1 protein-coding gene is annotated in these 19,104 nt (G+C 72.8%); it reads right to left on the bottom strand.

The genetic code is table 11. From position 1 onward, the window contains the following. Positions 1 to 15: 15 nt before the first annotated feature. Positions 16 to 18,987, bottom strand: a complete 18,972-nt coding sequence (locus ACQPWZ_RS03225; protein WP_433570551.1) for an amino acid adenylation domain-containing protein — start codon at positions 18,985 to 18,987, stop codon at positions 16 to 18. Between the last annotated feature and the right edge of the window lie 117 nt (positions 18,988 to 19,104).

Below are 19,104 nucleotides of genomic sequence, written 5' to 3'. Positions count from 1 at the left end.
GATGTGTGGGTCCGGTCAGTTCTTCGGGGGTGCGGGCGTCGTGCGGGCCGCCCGGGCGAGCAACCCTTCGAGTGCCCGGAACCAGGTCTCGGCCAGGTCCTGGACGGTCTCCCGGGAGAGCGGCCCGTCCAGGTAGGACCAGTGGGCGGCCAGCACCGGCCCGTCCGCGCGGTCCTCGGTCACGACGTTGATGCTCAGTGCGTGGCCCTCGCGCATCGCGGGCTCCGGGCCGATGTCGGCCACGTCCTCCTCGGGGGCGTACGACCAGTCCACCGCCTCCGGGATGCCGAAGCGGCCCAGGTAGTTGAACTCGATCCTCGGCGCTTCCCGTTGTGCCAGTACCTCGCGGGTGTGCGGGTTGAGATGCCGCAGCAGACCGTAGCCGACGCCGTTCGCCGGCAGTGCGGCCAGATGCTCCCGTACGCGCGCCACCGCCTCCTCGGCGGCCGGGCCGCCCGCGAAGGCGTCGGCCAGGTCGACGGGGCCGGGGTCGAGACGGACGGGGAAGACACTGGTGAACCAGCCGACCGTGCGGGACAGGTCCGCACTGTCACCGGCGAGTTCCTCCTCGCGTCCGTGTCCTTCGAGGTCGACCAGCACCGAGGTGTCGCTGCCCCCGTGGCGACGGCGCCAGTCGGCGACCGCGAGCCCCAGGCCGGCCAGCAGCACATCGTTGACCGTCCCGCCGAAGGCCGCCGGGACGGTCGAGAGCAGCGGTGCTGTGCGCTCCGTCGGCATACGCAGGTCCAGCTCACGCATCGACGCGGTCGTGTCGCGCGCCCGGTCCAGCTCGCGCGCCAGCGGGAAGGGCTCCGTACCGCCGTCGAGGACCGCGGTCCAGACGGGCAGCTCGGCCTCCCGCGCCGGGTCCTTCGCCAGCTCGGACAGATGCCGCGACCAGCGTGCGAACGACGTGTCGACGGGCGCCAGTTGCGCCGGGCGGCCCGCCGCCACGTCGTGCCAGGCCGCTGCCAGGTCCGGCAGGAGCACCCGCCAGGAGACACCGTCCACGACCAGGTGGTGGGCCATCAGCAGAAGGCGGCCGGGCTCCGTGCCCGCGTCGAACCACACGGCCCTGACCATCTCGCCGGCGTCCGGGTCCAGCCGGGTCCGGGCGAGGTGCGCGTGCTCGGCGATGGTCGTCCGCAGCGTCCCGTCGTCCGCTCCGGCCACATCCACCCGCTCGATCCACGTGCCGGCGTCGAGAGCGCCCGCCGCCGGAACGTCCAGGCTCCAGCTCGTGGTGTCGTCGGTCGACGGCCGCACGAGCCGGGCCCGCAGCAGGTCGTGCCGGTCCGCCAGCGCCTGGAGCACCGTGGTCAGCGAGGACACGTCCAGCTCCGCGGGAGTGCGGACGAGCGCCGCCTGGTGGTAGCTCCCGAACGGGCCGCCGAGTTCGCGCAGCCAGTGCATGACGGGCGTCAGGGGCACACTGCCCGTGCCGTCGTCGCAGGCGGGCGTCCGCTCGCCCGCGCCGACGAGCTCGGCGACCGTGCTCAGCCCCGCCGCGGTGCGGTGCCGGAAGACCAGCCGCGGTGTGATCCGCACTCCCGCCGCGCGAGCCCTGCTGACCAGTTGCATGGCCACGATGCTGTCGCCGCCCAGAGAGAAGAAGTCGTCGTCGGCGCCCACTTGTTCGAGTCCCAGCACATCGGCGAAGACCGTGCACAGGACCTTCTCCAGCGGTGTCGCGGGCTGCCGCCCGGAGGACAGCGCGGAGAAGTCGGGTGCGGGCAACGCCCCCCGGTCGAGCTTCCCGTTGGGCAGCTTCGGCAGTTGTTCCAGAAGGACCGTCGCGGCCGGGACCATGTAGTCCGGCAGCGTCGCCGCGAGATGGCCGCGGAGCTGCCCCGGATCCGGTGACTGCCCGGCGGCCGGGACGACATAGGCCACCAACTGCTTGCGGGGACCGTCCTGACGTGCCGTCACCACAACGTGACCGACCGCCGGGTGGGCGGCGAGAGCGGACTCGATCTCGGCCAGTTCGATACGGAAGCCGCGGATCTTGACCTGATCGTCGGCGCGGCCGAGATAGTCGATCCGGCCCTCCGCCGTCCAGCGCGCCAGGTCGCCGGTGCGGTAGAGCCGCGAGCCCTGCCCCCCGAACGGGTCGGCGACGAACCGCTCGGCCGTGAGCGCCGGGCTGTCCAGATATCCGCGGGCCAGGCCGCCGCCCGCCAGATACAGCTCACCCGTGACTCCGGGCGGCACCGGCTGGAGCGAGGCGTCCAGAATGTACGCCCTGGTGCCGGCCACCGCCCGTCCCACGAGCGGCCGTTCGCTGTCCCGTACCCGCGCCACCAGGGCGTCGACGGTCGACTCGGTCGGCCCGTACAGATTGAACGCCTCGGTTCCGTCGAGGGCCGCGAGCTGCTGCCACAGCGCCGTGGGCACCGCCTCGCCGCCGACGCCGACGACCGCGAGCGGGCAGTGACCGTCCCGCAGCAGCCCGGTCTCCGCCATCTGCGCGAAGAACGACGGGGTGACCTCCAGGAAGTCGAAGCCGTGCCGGGTGACGTCGGCGGCGAGCAGCTCCGGGTCGCGGCGCGTCTCCTCGGACACCACATGGACGCAGTGCCCGTCGAGCAGCCACAACTGGGGCTGCCAGGAGGCGTCGAACGAGAACGACCAGGCGTGACCGGCCCGCAGATGGTCTCTGCCGGTGGCCGCGACCGCCGGTCGGTACAGCGTCTCGCGGTGGCTGTGGAAGAGGTTGCCGACGCTCTCGTGGGTGACCACCACGCCCTTGGGGCGGCCGGTGGAACCCGAGGTGTGGATGACGTACGCCGGATGGCCCGGCGCGAGAGGCGCCGTGCGTTCGGCGTCGGTCACGTCAGCCGTGTCCAGGGCGGCGGTGCGCTCCGCGGTCGCCGGATCGTCCACGATCAGCACGGGCACGTCCGTACCCGGCAGCTCACCCGCGAGCGCGCGGGTGGTCAGGAGCACGACCGGACGGGCGTCGTCGAGCATCTCCGTGGTGCGGCCATGGGGTGCCTCGGGATCGAGCGGCAGATAGCCCGCTCCCGCCTTGTGGACCGCGAGGATCGCCACCAGGGTGTGGGCCGTACGCGGCAGGGCCAGGGCCACGTACCGCTCCGGACCGGCACCGTGCGCCACGAGCAGCCGCGCCAGCCGGTTGGCCTCGGCGTTCGCCTGCGCGTAGGTGAGTTCCACCCCGTCGGAGGCGACCGCAGGCGCCTCGGGCGACAGCCGGACCTGCTCCTCGAAGAGCCGAGGCACCGTGGTCGGCAGCGCGGTGAGCGGCCGGTCGTTCCACTCGTGGAGGATGCGCCGGCGCTCGGCGTCTCCGAGCACGCCGATCCGTGCCACCGGGGTGTCCGGGTCGGCCGCCACGGCCCGCAGGATGCGCAGGAGCCGGTCGGCGAACGACCGGGCGGTCGCCTCGTCGAAGAGGTCGGCGCTGTACTCCAGCACGCCGTCGACCCCGGTCCCGTCGGCCCGTTCGACGAAGTCGAAGGACAGGTCGAACTTCGCCGTGGTCTGGCCGACGTCCACCCGTCGTGATCGCAGACCCGGCAGGGAGGCCTCGTCGCCGCCGGCTGCCAGATAGACGACCATCACCTGGAACAGCGGGTGGCGGGCGAGCGACCGCGCCGGATTGAGCACCTCCACCAGACGCTCGAACGGCACGTCCTGGTGGTCGAAGGCGGCCAGGTCGCCCTCCCTGACGCGGGCCAGCAGCTCCCGGAACGTCGGGTCGCCGGAGGTGTCCGTGCGCAGCACCAGCGTGTTGAGGAAGAAGCCGACCAGGTCGTCCAGCGCCGCGTCCGTGCGTCCCGAGATCGGGCTGCCGATGGGGATGTCGTGACCGGCACCCAGCCGGGTCAGCAGCGTGGCCACCGCCGCCTGAAGCAACATGAACATGCTGACGTCGCCGGCGCGTGCCACCCGCTTCAGTTCCGCGGTCAGTTCGGCGTCCAGCGAGAGATCGGCCGCGCCTCCCCGATAGCTCGACTCCTGCGGCCGCTGCCGGTCGGCCGGGAGCGCCAGCTCCTCCGGCACACCCGCCAATGCCTGCTTCCAGTAAGCGATCTGGCGGGACGTCGGACTGTCGGGGTCCTGCTCGTCGCCGAGCGACTCCAGGTGCCACAGCGTGTAGTCGGCGTACTGGACCGGCATCGGCTGCCAGTCGGGCGCAAGCCCGGCGCTGCGCGCCCCGTAGGCCCGCGCGAGGTCCCGGTTCAGGGGCAGCTCGGACCACTCGTCCCCGGCGATGTGATGCAGCAGGAGCAGCAGGGTGTACTCCTGCTCGCCGGTCCGGAACACATGGACCCGCAGCGGAGCCTCACGGTCCAGGGCGAATCCGTACGCCGCCGCCTGCGCCAGTCGCCCGGGCAGCGCGTCCTCGCTCGCGTCCTCGAACTCCACCGGCACGAGTGCCTCGTGCGCGTCGAGCACCAGCTGGTAGGGGCGCCCCCCCTCGTCGGGGAAGACCGTGCGCAGTGTCTCGTGCCGCTCGACGAGGTCCGCCACCGCGGCACGCAGCGCGGCCACGTCGAGCTGTCCCGTCAGACGCCACGCGGAGGGGATGTTGTACGTCGCACTGGGGCCCTCCACCTGGTAGAGCACCCACAGCCGGCGCTGCGCCGACGACAGGGGCAGCCGCTCCGGCCGGGAGGCACGTGCGGTCAGGGCAGGACGTGCCTCCTCCACCGCGCCCGACAGATGCTCGGCGAGCCGGCTCACAGTGGGCGCGTCGAAGACGGTCCGCAGCGACACCTCCGCCCCGAACACCGAACGGATCCTGGCGACCAGCCGCATGGCGAGCAAGGAGTGGCCGCCGAGTGCGAAGAAGTCGTCGTCGACGCCGACTCCCGGCAGTCCGAGGACGCCGGCGAACTCCGCACACAGCAGCTCCTCGCGCGGCGTGCGCGGCCGCCGCCCCGACGACAGCGCCGCAAGATCGGGCGCGGGCAGGGCAGCACGGTCCAGCTTGCCGCTGACGCCGAGAGGCAGCGCGTCCAGCACCACGAACGCCGCGGGGACCATGTGTCCGGGCAGTGCCTGCGCGAGGTGGGCGCGCAGCGCCGCGAGGCCGGGCGTGCGGCCGGGCGCGGGCACGACGTACCCGACGAGCCGGGGCACACCGGGGGAGTCCTCCCGTACGACCACGGCCGAGGCGGCGGTGTCCGGGTGGGTGTCGAGCACGGACTCGATCTCACCGAGCTCGATGCGGAAGCCGCGCAGCTTCACCTGGTCGTCGGTGCGGCCGAGGAACTCCACGGTCCCGTCGCTCCGTCGCCGGGCCCGGTCGCCCGTGCGGTACATACGCGTTCCGGGCGGACCGTACGGGTCCGCGGTGAAGCGCTCCGCGGTGAGTCCGGGCCGGCCGAGGTAGCCCCGCACCACGCCTTCGCCCGCGAGATACAGCTCACCCGCGACACCCACCGGCACATGCCGCAGCCGCTCGTCCAGGACATGGGCGCGGATGTTGCCCACCGGGGCCGCCCACGAACCGTCGGCGCCGCCGTGCCGGCCGTAGGCGTCGACGCTGCACTCGGTCGGCCCGTACAGGTCGTGGACCTGGACGCCGGGCAGGGAGCACAGCCGCTGCCACAGGGCGGCGGGGGTGGCCTCGCCGCCCACGGCGAGGGTGCGCGGCAGGTGCCGCTCCCCGGAGAGGAAGCCGTGGTGGGTGAGTTCGCGCAGATGGCTCGGGGTGAGGTCGACGTAGTCCAGCCGGGCCGCGTCGATCAGCGCGAGCAGAGCGGCCGGGTCGGCCATCGTCGGCTCGTCCGGCACATGCAGCTCGTGCCCGGCCAGCAGCCACAGCAGCGGCTCCCAGGAGCCGTCGAAGCTGAACGACGCGGCGTGCAGGGCACGCAGAGGGGCGCCGTCCGCCGCCCGTTCGGCGGGCTCGATGACGTCCCTGTACTGCGCCGCGAAGAAGTTGCTCAGACCGCGGTGGGTGCCCACGACGCCCTTGGGCCGGCCCGTGGAACCCGACGTGAAGATCACGTAGGCGGCGTTGTCCGGCTCCGGGCGGGGCACGGCGGCCGCGGTCGTGCCCTCGAAGGCGGCCGGGTCGTCCAGCAGCACCGCCGGACAGTCCGACCGGTCCGACAGGGAAAGCTCTCCCGCCGGCGCCGTCGTGGTGAGCACGCACAGCGGAGCCGTGTCCGCGAGCATCATCTCCAGCCGGTCCGAGGGATAGCCGGGGTCGAGCGGCAGATATGCGGCACCGGCGCCCAGCACACCGAGAATCGCCGGGACCATCTCCGCCCGGGGCAGCGCCAGGCCGATCACCGTCTCGGGGCCCGCTCCGCGCCGCAGCAGCAGTCGGGAGATCGCGTCCGCCCGTGCGGCCAGCTCACCGAAGGTCAGCCGCGAGGCACCGGACACCAGAGCGGTCGCGTCGGCGCGGCGGCGGGCCACGTCGGCGAACAACTCCGGCACGCTACGGGACTCCAGCGGCCGGGCGGAGTCGTTCCACACCGTCGTGGCCGCCGACTCCTCCTCGTCGGTGAGCACCGTCAGAGCGCCGACCGGCCGGCCCGGGTCGTGCGCGATCTGCTCCAGGAGGCCCACCAGCCGGTCGACGAGCCGGGCAGCCGTGCCCGGTTCGGTCAGATCCGTGGCGTACTCCAGCAGCAGAGCCATGTCGTGACCGGCGCCGTGGTCGACGAAGGTGAAGTCCAGGTCGAACTTGGCCGTACCGGTGTCCATGTCGAACCACTCGGTCGGCATGCCCAGCAGATCCGGGTCCCCGTCGGGGCGGTGGTGGTAGCCGAGCATGACCTGGAACAGCGGGTTGCGGTCGGCGACCCGGGCCGGGTTGACCGCCTCCACCACCCGGTCGAACGGCACGTCCTGGTGCTCGAAGGCGGCGAGCGCCGACTCCCGCACCCGGCCCAGGAGTTCGGCGAACGACGGGTCGCCGGACAGATCCGTGCGCAGGACCAGCGTGTTGACGAAGAAGCCGACCAGCTCGTCCACGGCACTGTCGGTACGCCCCGCGATCGGCGCTCCGAGCGGGATGTCGTCGCCGGCGCCCAGCCGGTGCAGCAGCACCGCCGTCGCCGCCTGGAACACCATGAACATGCTGCAGTTGTGGGCGGCGGCCAGATCGCGCAGCTCCGCGGCGGTCGCGTCGGGCAGTGTGGTGCGCACGACCGCGCCCCGGCCCTTCGTCCGGGCCGCACCCGGGCGGTCCAGCGGCAGGTCGAGCTCCTCCGGCAGGTCCCGCAGGGCCTCGGTCCAGTGGCCGAGCTGCCGCTCGCCCACCTCGGCCAGCAGCCGTTCCTGCCACAGCGTGTAGTCCGCGTACTGCACCGGCAGGGGCGCCCAGTCCGGAGCCGTCCCCGCGGCGCGCGCCGCGTACGCCGTGTTCAGATCGGCCAGGAACGGCCGGTCCGACCACTCGTCGGTGGTGATGTGGTGCAGCACCACGGCCACCACGTGGTCGGCCGGTCCCAGGCGCAGCACCTCGGCCCGGAGGGGCAGTTCGCTTCCGAGGTCGAACGGACGGCGCTGGGCCGCCTCGATCCGACCGGCGAGCGCGGCCTCGTCGCACTCGGACACGAGGAACTCCGGAACGGCCTCCTCGGCCGGGACGATGACCTGGTACGGCTCACCGTCGCGCTCCACGAAGCGGGTCCGCAGTGCCTCGTGGCGTCCCGCCACATCCCGCAGGGCCGCCCGCAGGGCGTCCGCGTCGAGTTCGCCGCGCAGCCGGAAGACCAGCGGGAAGTTGTACGCCACTCCGCCGCCGGTGATCCGCTCGACGAGCCACAGCCGGCGCTGCGTTGCGGAGAGCGGGATGCGCTCCGGGCGCTCGGCCGCCGTTTCCAGCGCGGGCCTGGCGGGCCGGCCCGTGTCCGCACGGCCGGCGAGCAGTTCGGGTGTCGGCGCCTCGAACAGGTCGCGGATGGCGAGTTCGGCGCCCAGTTCGGTACGGGCGCGGCTGATGAGCCGGGTCGCGAGCAGGGAATGGCCGCCCAGGTCGAAGAAGTTGTCCTCCGCGCCGGTCCGTGCCAGACCGAGCACCTCGGCGAACAGCCGGCAGAGCACCTCCTCGCCGGGGGTGCGCGGCCCGCGCCCGGTCGACAGGGCGGCCGCAGGTTCGGCGTCCGGCAGAGCCCGTACATCGAGCTTGCCGTTGTCGTTCATCGGCAGCCGCGGCAGGACGACGAAGGCGGCGGGAACCATGTAACCGGGCAGACGCCCGCCCAGGTCCTCACGCAGGCGGCGCACGAGAGCCCCGGTCCCGCGGGCCGTGGCCGGGGTGTTGGCGTGCACGGCCGTGCCGTCGGCCGACGGCAGCAGCAGTCCGGACGTGCGCCGGACCGCCCCGTCCCGCACGGCCGCCGACTCCCGCACGAACACCGCGTCGAAGCAGCCGAGTTCGCCGGACCAGGTCATCAGGACCCGGTAGCCGCGCTCGGCTCCGAGCAGGCGCAGGGTCTCGGTCTCCACGCCCTCGGGTGCGCCGCCGGGAAGCCGGCCGGCGTCCACCGCCCGCATGGCGGTGAGTTCGCCCGCGGTCCGCGCGTCGGGCACCCGGCGCACCCGCAGGAGCTGCGGACGGTGCTCGTCCAGCCGTGCCGTGAGCTCGTCGGCACCGCTCCAGTCCGACTCCGGAGCGTCGCCGAGGTGCAGCGCACGCGCGGTATCGGCGTACAGCACCACGTCGTAGCGGTAGCGGGTCAGTTCGTTGTGGTGACGGCCGGCCTTGGTGCGCAGCTCGACGCCGAAGCCGAGCGTGGTGAACCAGTCCGGGTCGACCAGGAGTTCCTTCTCCAGGGCGATGCCCCGGTCGACGGCCTTGCGGACGGTGTCCGGATCGGCGTCTGAGCCGGCCCGCGTGAGCTGGATCCCGGTCTGGAAGGGCCGTGCCAGTCGCAGATTGCGCACATCGCCGATGAACAGATGGCCACCGGGGGCGAGCAGACCCATCGCCCCGGTGACGACCTGGGCGAGGTGGTCGAGGCTCGGGAAGTACTGCACGACCGAGTTGATGACGATCGTGTCGAAGTGACCGACGGGCAGACCGTCCGTCACATCGGCGCTCTGGCAGCGCAGTTCGACCTTCCCGGCGAGTGAGGGGTCGCGCCGCAGGTCCTCGCCGATCTTGCGGATGACGGGCGCGGCGAAGTCGGTCGCCCAGTAGGACTCGGCGTCCGGAGCGAGCTGGGAGAGCAGCAGCCCGGATCCGACGCCGATCTCCAGGATGCGCTTCGGCCCCAGCTCGCGGATCCGCTCCACGGTGGCCGCGCGCCACTCGCGCATGTGCTCCACCGGAATGGGTGTTCCGTCGTACGAGCTGTCCCAGCCCGCGAAGTCCTCGGTGAAGACCGCGGTGCCGATCTCGCTGTACTCGGCGGAGTAGATCTCCTGCCACTCGCCGATCTGCTCCCGCTCGGCCGTCTCCCGTGCCTCGTCGTCCGGTTCGGCCGGCACGACGTAGGCCACGAGGCGCTGGGTGCCGGGTGCCGCCGTGTCGTCACGGGCGACGACGGCCGCCTGCACGACCTCCTGATGCTGGGCGAGGACCGTCTCGATCTCACCCAGCTCGACCCGGTGGCCGCGGATCTTGACCTGGTCGTCGGTACGGCCCAGGAAGTCGAGATTGCCGTCCGCCCGGCGGCGCACCAGATCGCCGGTCCGGTACATGCGCTCGCCGGGCAGACCGTACGGGTCGGCGACGAAGCGCCCGGCGGTGAGGCCGGGCCGGTCCAGATAGCCGCGGGCCAGCCCGACCCCGGCGATGTACAGCTCGCCGGGGACCCCGTCGGGGACGGGCCGCAGCCAGGCGTCCAGGATGCGGGCGCGCGTACTGCGGATGGGACGGCCCACCGTGGGCGTCGCGCTGTCGTGCGTACCGCCGCCGAGGGTGTTGATCGTGTACTCGGTCGGCCCGTACAGGTTGTAGCCGTAGGTGCCTTCCGTGTCCCGCAGGGCGTTCCACACGGTCTCCGTGACCGCCTCACCGCCGAGGAGGACGAGCGGCGGGCGGTGCCCCTCCAACAGCCCTTCCTCGATCAGTACATGGGCGTACGTCGGGGTGACGTTGACGACGTCGATGCGGTGCGTCTCGCAGTAGGCGACCAGGGCGATGGCGTCGCGCCGCAGTTCCTCGTCACAGATGTGCACCTCGTGGCCCTCGACGAGCCACAGCAGCTCCTCCCAGGACATGTCGAAGGCGAAGGAGACGGTGTGCGCGATGCGCAGCCTGCGTCCGCCGGCCGAGGCGATGGCCGGCGCGAAGATCTCCTTCTGGTGGTTGAGCTGCATGTTCGTCAGCCCGATGTAGGGCGTCACCACGCCCTTGGGGCGGCCGGTCGAGCCGGATGTGTAGATGACGTAAGCGGGGTGGTCCAGGCTGAAGCGGACCTCGACGCCTTCGGCGGAGCGGGCCGCCAGATCGGCGGCGGTGCCGGGGTCGTCCAGCAGTACCCGCGGCACGTCGCCGGTCAGGGTCCGGGAAACGCCCTCCGTCGTCAGCAGGAGCAGGGGATTCGCGTCCTGGAGCATCAGCGACAGCCGGTCCGCCGGGTGGTCCAGCTCCAGCGGCAGATAGGCCGCGCCGGTGCGCAGCACCGCGAACAGGGCCACCACCATGTCGACGGAACGCGGCAGACCCAGGGCCACGACCGTCTCGGGGCCGGCGCCGTGCGCCAGCAGCAGCCGCGCCATCCTGTTGCACCGGGCGTCGAGTTCGGCGTAGGTGAGCACCTGCTCGCCGAAGACGAGGGCGGTCTCGTCCGGGGTCCGGCCGGCCTGCGCGGCCAGCATGTCCGCGACGGTCTCGTGCGGAACCGGTTCACGTCCCGCCGCGTCCTCGCGGGCCAGTGTGGCGGCCTCGCCGGGCAGCAGCGCGTCGAGCGAGCCGACGGGTGCGGACGGGTCGGCGATCAGCCGGTCCAGCAGCAGGGCGAATCGGTCGAGCAGGATGCGGGCGGACGGGCCGTCGACGAGGTCGGGACGGTAGGCCAGGGTGACACGGACGCTCTCGCCGGGCGTGACGACCAGGTTGACGGGGTAGTGCGTGGCATCGACGTTGGCCACGGCCGTCGCACCGTGCCTGACACGCAGCTCCGCGAGGCGCTCGTCCGTGTCGGCGTTGCGGAGCACGAACAGCGTGTCGAAGAGCCGCCGGTGGCCCGTCTCGGCCTGGAGCACACCGAGCCCCAGGTACTCGTGCGGCATCAGCTCCAGACGCTCGCCCTGGATGCGGCGCAACAGGTTCAGGACGCTCTCGCACGGATCGAAGGCGATGCGTGCGGGCACGGTGTTGAGGAACATGCCGATGACGTTCTCGACGTCCGGCACCTCGCTGGGCCGCCCGGCGACGGTGGTCCCGAAGACGACGTCGGCACGGCCCGTGGCACTCGCGAGCGCCAGTCCCCAGGCCGCGTTGAGCACGGTGTTGAGGGTCAGTCCGTGACTCCGCGCGGTCTCCCGCAGCCGTTCGCCGGCTTCCGCGGTGAGCACGGTCTCCAGATGCTCGGGGATCACCGGTTCCAGACCGCGGTCGGCGGCGGACGGCACGAGGAGCGTCGGCTCCTCCAGACCGTCCAGCGCGCTGCGCCAGGCCGCTGTGGCCCGGCTGTCGTCCTGGTGCTCCAGCCAGGTCAGGTAGTTGCGGTAGGAGCCCGGTCGCGCCAGCGACGCCGGGTCGCCGTCGCTCTCGTACAGGGCGAAGAGCTGGTCGAGGAAGAGCCAGGCGGACCAGCCGTCCCACAGGATGAGGTGACGTCCGATGACGAGCCGGTCGCCGCGTTCGTCGCCGAGCCGCACCAGCAGCATGCGGAAGAGCAGAGGCCGTGCCAGATCGAAGCGCCGGGAGCGTTCCTCGTCCATCAACGCGCCGAGGCGGGCGTCCTGTTCGGCGGCCGGGAGCGAGGAGAGGTCGACCTCTTCGAGAGGGATGTGCGGGTCACGCACGATGAACTGGACGGGCTGGCGCAGCCCTTCGCTGGTGAACCCGGCGCGCAGGCTGGGGTTGCGGTCGAGCAGCACGCTCGCGGCCGTACGCAGCCGGTCGGCGTCGACGCGCTGCGTGAAGTCGAACGACTCGTGCACGGTGTAGACGTCCAGCGAGCCGTCGTCGTACGTCGAGTGGAAGAACAGGCCTTCCTGGAGCGGCGCGAGGGGCCACACGTCGTCGATCCGGCCCGGTGCGAGCCGCTCCACCCGGGACCGCTCCTCGGGGGTGAGGTCGACCGCGGCCTCGGCCGGTTCGGTCTCCCGGTCCTCGGTGACGGTCGCGGCGGCCGCGAGGGCGGCCGGGGTGCGGTGGTCGAAGATGTCGCGTGGATCGAGCGCCAGACCTGCGCGGCGGGCACGGCTGGACACGCCGATGGAGCTGATGCTGTCGCCGCCCAGCAGGAAGAAGTCGTCGTCGATGCTCACCTCCGGCAGCTTCAGCACCGCCGCGAAGATCTCGGTCAGTACCTGTTCCCGTGCGTCGCGCGGGGCGCGGGCGGCGGCGCGTACGGCATGGGGCTCGGGCAGTGCGGCCCGGTCCAGCTTGCCACTCGGGGTGAGCGGCAGGGCGTCGAGGACCACATAGGCACTCGGCACCATCGGCGCGGGCAGCACGGCGGTCAGGGCGTCGCGCAGGTCCACCGCCTCCGGGCGGGCCCCGCCGGCCGGTACGACATAGGCGACGAGCGCCTCGTCGCGGATGGTCACGGCGGCCTGGGCGACCGGTGCCGTGCCCACGAGGGCGGCCTCGATCTCGCCGAGCTCGATGCGGTTGCCGCGCAGTTTGACCTGGCGGTCGGTACGGCCCAGGTACTCGATCACCCCGTCGGCCCGGCGGCGCACGAGGTCCCCGGTGCGGTACATCCGGCCGCCCGCAGGTCCGTACGGGTCGGCGGTGAACCGTTCCGCGGTCAGCGCGGGACGGGCGTGGTAGCCGCGTGCCAGCTGGACACCGCAGAGGTAGAGCTCACCCGGGACACCGTCGGGAACGGGCCTCAGGCAGGCGTCGAGGACGCGCAGGCCGGTGTTCCACACCGGCCGCCCGATGGGCACGACCACGCCCTCGTCGCCGTCGTAGGTGTGGTGGGTGACGTCGACGGCGGCCTCGGTCGGCCCGTACAGGTTGTGCAGCGGCACCCCGGTGAGCGACTGCCAGCGCTGCGCGGCGGACACGGGCAGCGCCTCGCCGCTGCTGAAGGCGCGCCGCAACGACGCGGACCAGGCGGGGTCGCCGGTGATGTCGTCCGCCTGGAGGAAGGCCTCCAGCATGGACGGGACGAAGTGCAGAGTGGTGACCCGCCGTTCGCGGACCAGCGCGGCCAGATGGGCGGGGTCGCGGTGGCCGTCCGGGCGGGCCAGGACGACGGCCGCGCCGTGGAGCAGGGGCCAGAAGAACTCCCAGACGGAGACGTCGAAACTGGACGGCGTCTTCTGGAGCACCCGGTCGTCCGGCCGCAGACCGTAGGCGCCCTGCATCCAGGCGAGCCGGTTGACGATGGCGCGGTGGGTGACCGTGACGCCCTTGGGGCGGCCTGTGGACCCGGATGTGTAGATCAGATAGGCGGGGCTGTCGGGACCCGCGGCCCGGACGGCGACGGGTTCCGTCTCCGGTGTCGTCTCTCCGCCGAGGACGAGCACGGTGAGACCCTCGGCCCGCGGCAGCCGCTCGGCCGTCCCGGGCACCGTGACGGCGAGCGTCGTACCGGAGTCGGCCAGCATGTGGGCGACGCGCTCGGCCGGGTAGTCGGGGTCGACCGGCAGATAGGCGGCGCCGGACTTCAGCACGCCGAGCAGAGCCACCATCAGCTCGGCCGACCGCGGGACGGCGACGGCCACGAAGGACTCGGGTCCGGCGCCTCGCGCGCGCAGCCGGCGCGCCAGCGTCTCGGCCCTCGCGTCCAGTTCGGCGTACGTCAGCTCCTCGTCCTCGAAGACGACGGCCAGGGCGTCGGGAGTGCGCGCCACCTGCTCGGCGATGGCCGAGGCCAGGGTGGCGACCGGGACAGTCCGCTCGTCCCCGGCGGGCAGGGACCGCGCCCGCTCCTGCTCGGAGAGCAGCTCGACGGATGCCGCCACGGTGGAGGGGTCGGCGGCGACCGCCTCCAGGATCCTCGACAGCCGGTCGCCCAACGCGCGGACGGCTTCGCCGTCCAGCCGCGCGAGGTGGTGCTTCAGCCGCAGATCGAGCCGCCTGCCCGGCTTCACGATGAGCGCGAGGGGGTAGTGCACGGCGTCATGGAACGCGTGGCCCGTGATGCGCACCGTCCCGGAGGCGTCGCGCAGGTCCCCGTCGGCGGGGTAGTTCTCGAACACCACCAGGGTGTCGAAGAGTTCCGTGCCGCCGGCCGTCCCCGTCAGCCGCTGGATCTCGGCGAGCCCCAGGTGCTGATGGTCCATCAGGTGCGCTTGCTCGTCCTGGAGACGGGCGAGCAGCAGACCGAGTGACTCGCCGGCCTGCCAGCGGAACCGGGTGGGAAGGGTGTTGATGAACAGGCCCACCATGGACTCGACGCCGTCGACCTCGCTGTCCCGGCCCGAGACGGTGGTGCCGAACACCACGTCCTGGCTTCCGGTGAGCCTGCCGATCAGCAGCCCCCATGCGGCCTGGACCACGGTGCCGAGGGTGACACCATGTTCGCGGGCGCGTTCGGTCAGCCGCTTCGTGGTCCCTCCGGACAGCTCGACCCGGACCTGGCCGGGCACCGGGGCGGTGCCGTCCGCCGGTGTCCCGACCAGCCGTGTCGGCTCGTCGACACCGCCGAGCGCCGCGCGCCAGGCTCCGCGTGCCGCGTCGCGGTCCTGCCGGGCGAGCCGCGCCAGATGGTCGGCGTACGGGGTCACCGCGGGCAGCCCGGGGTCGGGTGTGCCGTAGTACGCCATGAGTTCGCGGTGCAGTACGGGCAACGACCAGCCGTCGGCCACGATGTGATGGAACGTCAGTACCAGTCGGCAGTGCTCCGCCCCGAGCCGCACCAGCGCGCAGCGCAGCAGCGGCGGCCGGGCCAGGTCGAACCGCCCGGCCCGCTCGTCCGCGGCGACCGCGTCGGCCAACGTCTGGCGTACGCCGCCGTCCTGCGCCGACAGGTCGACCTCGCGCCACGGCAGTTCGGCGTCGCGGGGCACGATCTGCACAGGGGTGCCGTCGGAACGGCGGCGGAATCCCGCGCGCAGCGGGGCATGCCGGTCGAGCAGTGCCTGGGCCGCCCGGCGCAGAGTCTCCCCGTCGACCGGACCCGACAGGTCGAGCACCTGCTGGACGACGTAGGCGTCGCTGTCGGCCGCGCCGATCAGGGAGTGGAAGTAGAAGCCCTCCTGGAGCGGGCTCAGGGGGAGCAGTTCCTGCACCGTGAGCGGTGCGCTGCCCTGGATCTCGGCGAGGTCCCCGGGAGCGAGTTCGATCAGCGGCGGGCCCGCGTCGTCGGCGGGAGCGGTGACGAGGTCGACGGCCACCTCCGCGAGCGCGGCCACGGTGCGGTGCCGGAAGACATCACGGGGGGTGAGCCGCAGACCCGCGCCCCTGGCGCGGATGAGCAGCTGGATGGCGGTGATGCTGTCCCCGCCGAGGGCGAGGAAGTCGTCGTCGACGGTGACCGCGCGCAGGCCCAGCACCTCGGCGTACAGGCGGCAGAGCAGTTCCTCGCGGGCGTTGCGCGGGGCGCGGCCCGAGCTGAGCGAGCCGTAGTCGGGCACGGGCAGGGCGTTGGCGTCCAGCTTGCCGCTGGGAGTGACCGGCAGCGCGTGGAGGGGGACGAAGGCGGACGGGACCATGTAGTCGGGCAGCCACTCGGTGGCGTGCCCGCGCAGGGTCCTCATCAGCGCGGTGACATCGCGGAACGGCACGGGCCGGTTGGCCCGGGGGAACCGGCCGCCGGGACGGTACAGCCCTTCGAGGGCGCCGGCCGCCCTCTCGTCGGTCGCGTCGGTGAAAACGGCGTCCAGCGAACCGTCGTCGGCGTGACCGTTCCAGGTGACGTCCACCCGGTGGCCGTGCTCGGCGGCGAGCGCAAGGAGTTCCTCGGGGTCCACGCCGACCGACGCGGGACGGCTGGTGTCCTCCAGCCTGCGCAGCGCCGACAGGTCGTCGGTGAGACGGGCGTTGGGTATCCCGGTCACGCGCAGCCGCCCGGGCCGCTCCGCCAGCAGGGCGGCCACCTCGGCCGTCCCGCCGGTCACGGACCAGTGGACCTCCCGCTCTGCGGGAGCCGGACGCGCGGTGCCGTCGCTCGGGCGCAGGACGACGTCGTAGCGGTAGCGGCTCAGCTCGTTGTGGTGGGCGGCCCGCTTGACCCGTATCTCGGCGTCGAAGCCGTCGAGCCCGGCGAAGTGGTCCGGGTCGAGCAGCAGTTCGCCTTCCCAGCGCACGGACCGCTCGACGGCGGTGCGCAGGGCGTTCTTGTCCGTCTCGCCGTCGCCGTCGGCACGCCGGCTCTCCACGGCGGCGCGCAGGGTGCGCAGCAGCCGCAGATTGCGGACGTCGCCGACGAACACCCTCCCGCCGGGCGCCAGCAGGGCCGACACCTTGCGCAGGACGTCCGTGAGGTAGGCGGAGCTCGGGAAGTACTGGGCCACGGAGTTGATGACGACGGTGTCGAAGAACCCTTCCGGCAGCCCGTCGGTGTCGTGCGCCGGCCGGGCGCTCAGTTCCACGCGGCCCGCCAGCTCGGGCACCGCGTCCACCTGCGTACGCAGCGCGCGCACCGCCTCGTGGGAGACGTCCGTGCCCCAGTAGGTCTCGCAGCCGGGCGCGATCCGGGACAGGAGAAGGCCGCTGCCGACGCCGATCTCCAGCACCCGGCGGGGGCTGCCGAGTTCGGCGATGCGGGCGATGGTCTCGTCCCGCCACTCCCGCATCTCGGCCACGGGGATCGGACGTCCGTCGTACATGCTGTTCCAGCCCGCGAAGTTCTCGCGGAAGCCCTCGGACCCGGCGGCGCTGTAGAGGAGTTCGTGCAGGTCCTTCCACTCCTCGACCTGCTCGCCCTCGTCGTGTCCGGGCCGTGCCTCCACGGAGGGCACGATGTAGGCGGCGAGCCGCCGGTCGCCCGGCCGGTCCTCTCGGGCGATCACCGTGACCTGGTCGACGGCGGGGTGGCGGCGCAGGACGGACTCGATCTCGCCCGGCTCGATACGGAAGCCCCGGATCTTGACCTGGGTGTCGGCGCGTCCGAGGAACTCCAGCCGTCCGTCGGCCTTCCAGCGGACCAGGTCGCCGGTGCGGTAGAGCCGCCCACCGGGGGTCTCCGCGTCACCGAAGGGGTCGGCGACGAACCGTTCGGCGGTGAGGTCGGGCCTGCCGAGGTAGCCGCGCGCCAGACCGTCCCCGGCCAGGTACAGCTCGCCGGCGACACCGGCGGGGACCGGCTGGAGACGGGCGTCCAGCACATAGGCGCGGGTGCCGGGGTCGGGGATGCCGATGGGGACGACGGAGCCGGCCGGGGTGTCGGGATCGCACAGCCCGAGGGTGGAGTTGGTGGTGGCTTCGGTCGGGCCGTAGGCGTTGAACATCATCCGGCCGCCGGCGTAGCGGCCGACCAGCTCGGGGGAGACCCGCTCGGTGCCGGCCAGCAGGGTCGCGGCCGGGGGCAGGAGGACGTCGTCCGGCATCGCCGCGAGCAGGGCGGGCGGCAGGATCATGAAGGTGATGCCGTTGGCGTCGGCGTAGTCCGCGAGGGGCGCGCCGGGCACCCGGCGTTCGGCGGGGACGATGACGAGACGGCCGCCGGACAGCAGACCGAGGCACAGGTCCCAGAAGGCCACGTCGAAGCTGGGCGAAGCGAACTGGAGGACGCGGCTGTGCGGACCGATGCCGAACCGCTCGCTCTGTGTCGCGACGAGCTTCGCCACACCGCTGTGCGCGAGGACGACGCCCTTGGGCCTGCCCGTCGAGCCCGAGGTGTAGATGACATACGCGGCGTTGAGGACGGTGAGAGCCCCACCGCGGTCCTCGTCGGTCGGATCGTGGACGGGCCGGTCCGCCAACTCCGCGGCGGTGGCGGGGGAGTCGAGCAGAAGCCGAGCCATCCCCTCGTGCTCGGGGACGTCCCTGGCGGTGTCCGCTGTCGTCACCAGGACCGCCGGTGCCGCGTCCCCCAGCATGTAGGCGATGCGGTCCGCCGGATAGTCGTGGTCGATCGGGAGGTACGCGGCCCCGGACTTGAGGACGGCGACCTCGGCGATGATCAGGTCGGCCGAGCGGGGGAGGGCCAGCGCGACGATGCGCTCAGGACCGGCACCGCGGGAGATCAGGGCGTGCGCGAGCCGGTTGGCGCGCTCGTCCAGCTCGGCGTAGGTGAGGCGTTCGTCCTCGAAGACGAGGGCGATGTCGCCGGGGCGGCGGCGTACCTGTTCCGCGAACATGGCGGGCCAGGTGGCGGACGGGACCGTGTGAGCGGTGGAGTTCCACTCCACGACCACGCGCCGGTACTCGTCCGGTGTCATCAGCGTCAGAGCGCCGACCGGGGTCTCGGGGCGCGCGGAACCGTCGGCCAGCAGGGTCGCGTAGTGGCCGAGAAGCCGGTCCACGGTCGACTCGTCGAAGAGGTCGGCACGGTAGTGCGCCCGCACCTCTCCCGGCAGCGCTTCCAGCACCAGATCGACCGGGCCCGGCGCGGCGGTGAACGGCCTGGCGGCGGTGGCGAAGGCGGTGTTGAAGAACAGCCCGCCGCCCCGGGTCGGTTCGGGTCGCAGCGCGTCGACCAGAGCCGACAGCTCGACCGGACGGGCCTCGGCCTCGTCGCGGGCCGCCGCCGTCCGGCGTACGAGATCGGCGAAGGCGGGCTCGCCCTCGCACGAGACGCGTACGGGCAGCGGTCCGTGCCCCACGGTGACGTCGGGGGCGCCGCCGTAGCGGTGCAGCAGGGCGACGAAGGCAGCCAGCAGCAGGTCGTCGGAGGCGTCGTGTCCGAGGGGAAGCGTCCGCACGCTGTGCCCGCCGGTCGGGGCCGGCGGATAGGGCCGGTCGGCCGGCAGCACCGTCTCCTGCGGGAGAGGTGTGAGCAACTGCTGCCAGTACGTCAGGACTTCTTCTGAACCGGACACAGTGGCCGAGCCTCCCCAGCAGTCGGTCCCGGCCCCCGGCCGGGGTCGGTCCGCGTCATACTAAGGTAAGCATTACCTAATTAGACAGGCTTTCATGCGGCAGTGGGCCGAGCGGCC

This window comes from Streptomyces sp. CA-251247 (assembly GCF_050952975.1).
GTDB lineage: Bacteria > Actinomycetota > Actinomycetes > Streptomycetales > Streptomycetaceae > Streptomyces > Streptomyces achmelvichensis.
This window is presented reverse-complemented; position numbering and strand designations above follow the sequence as displayed.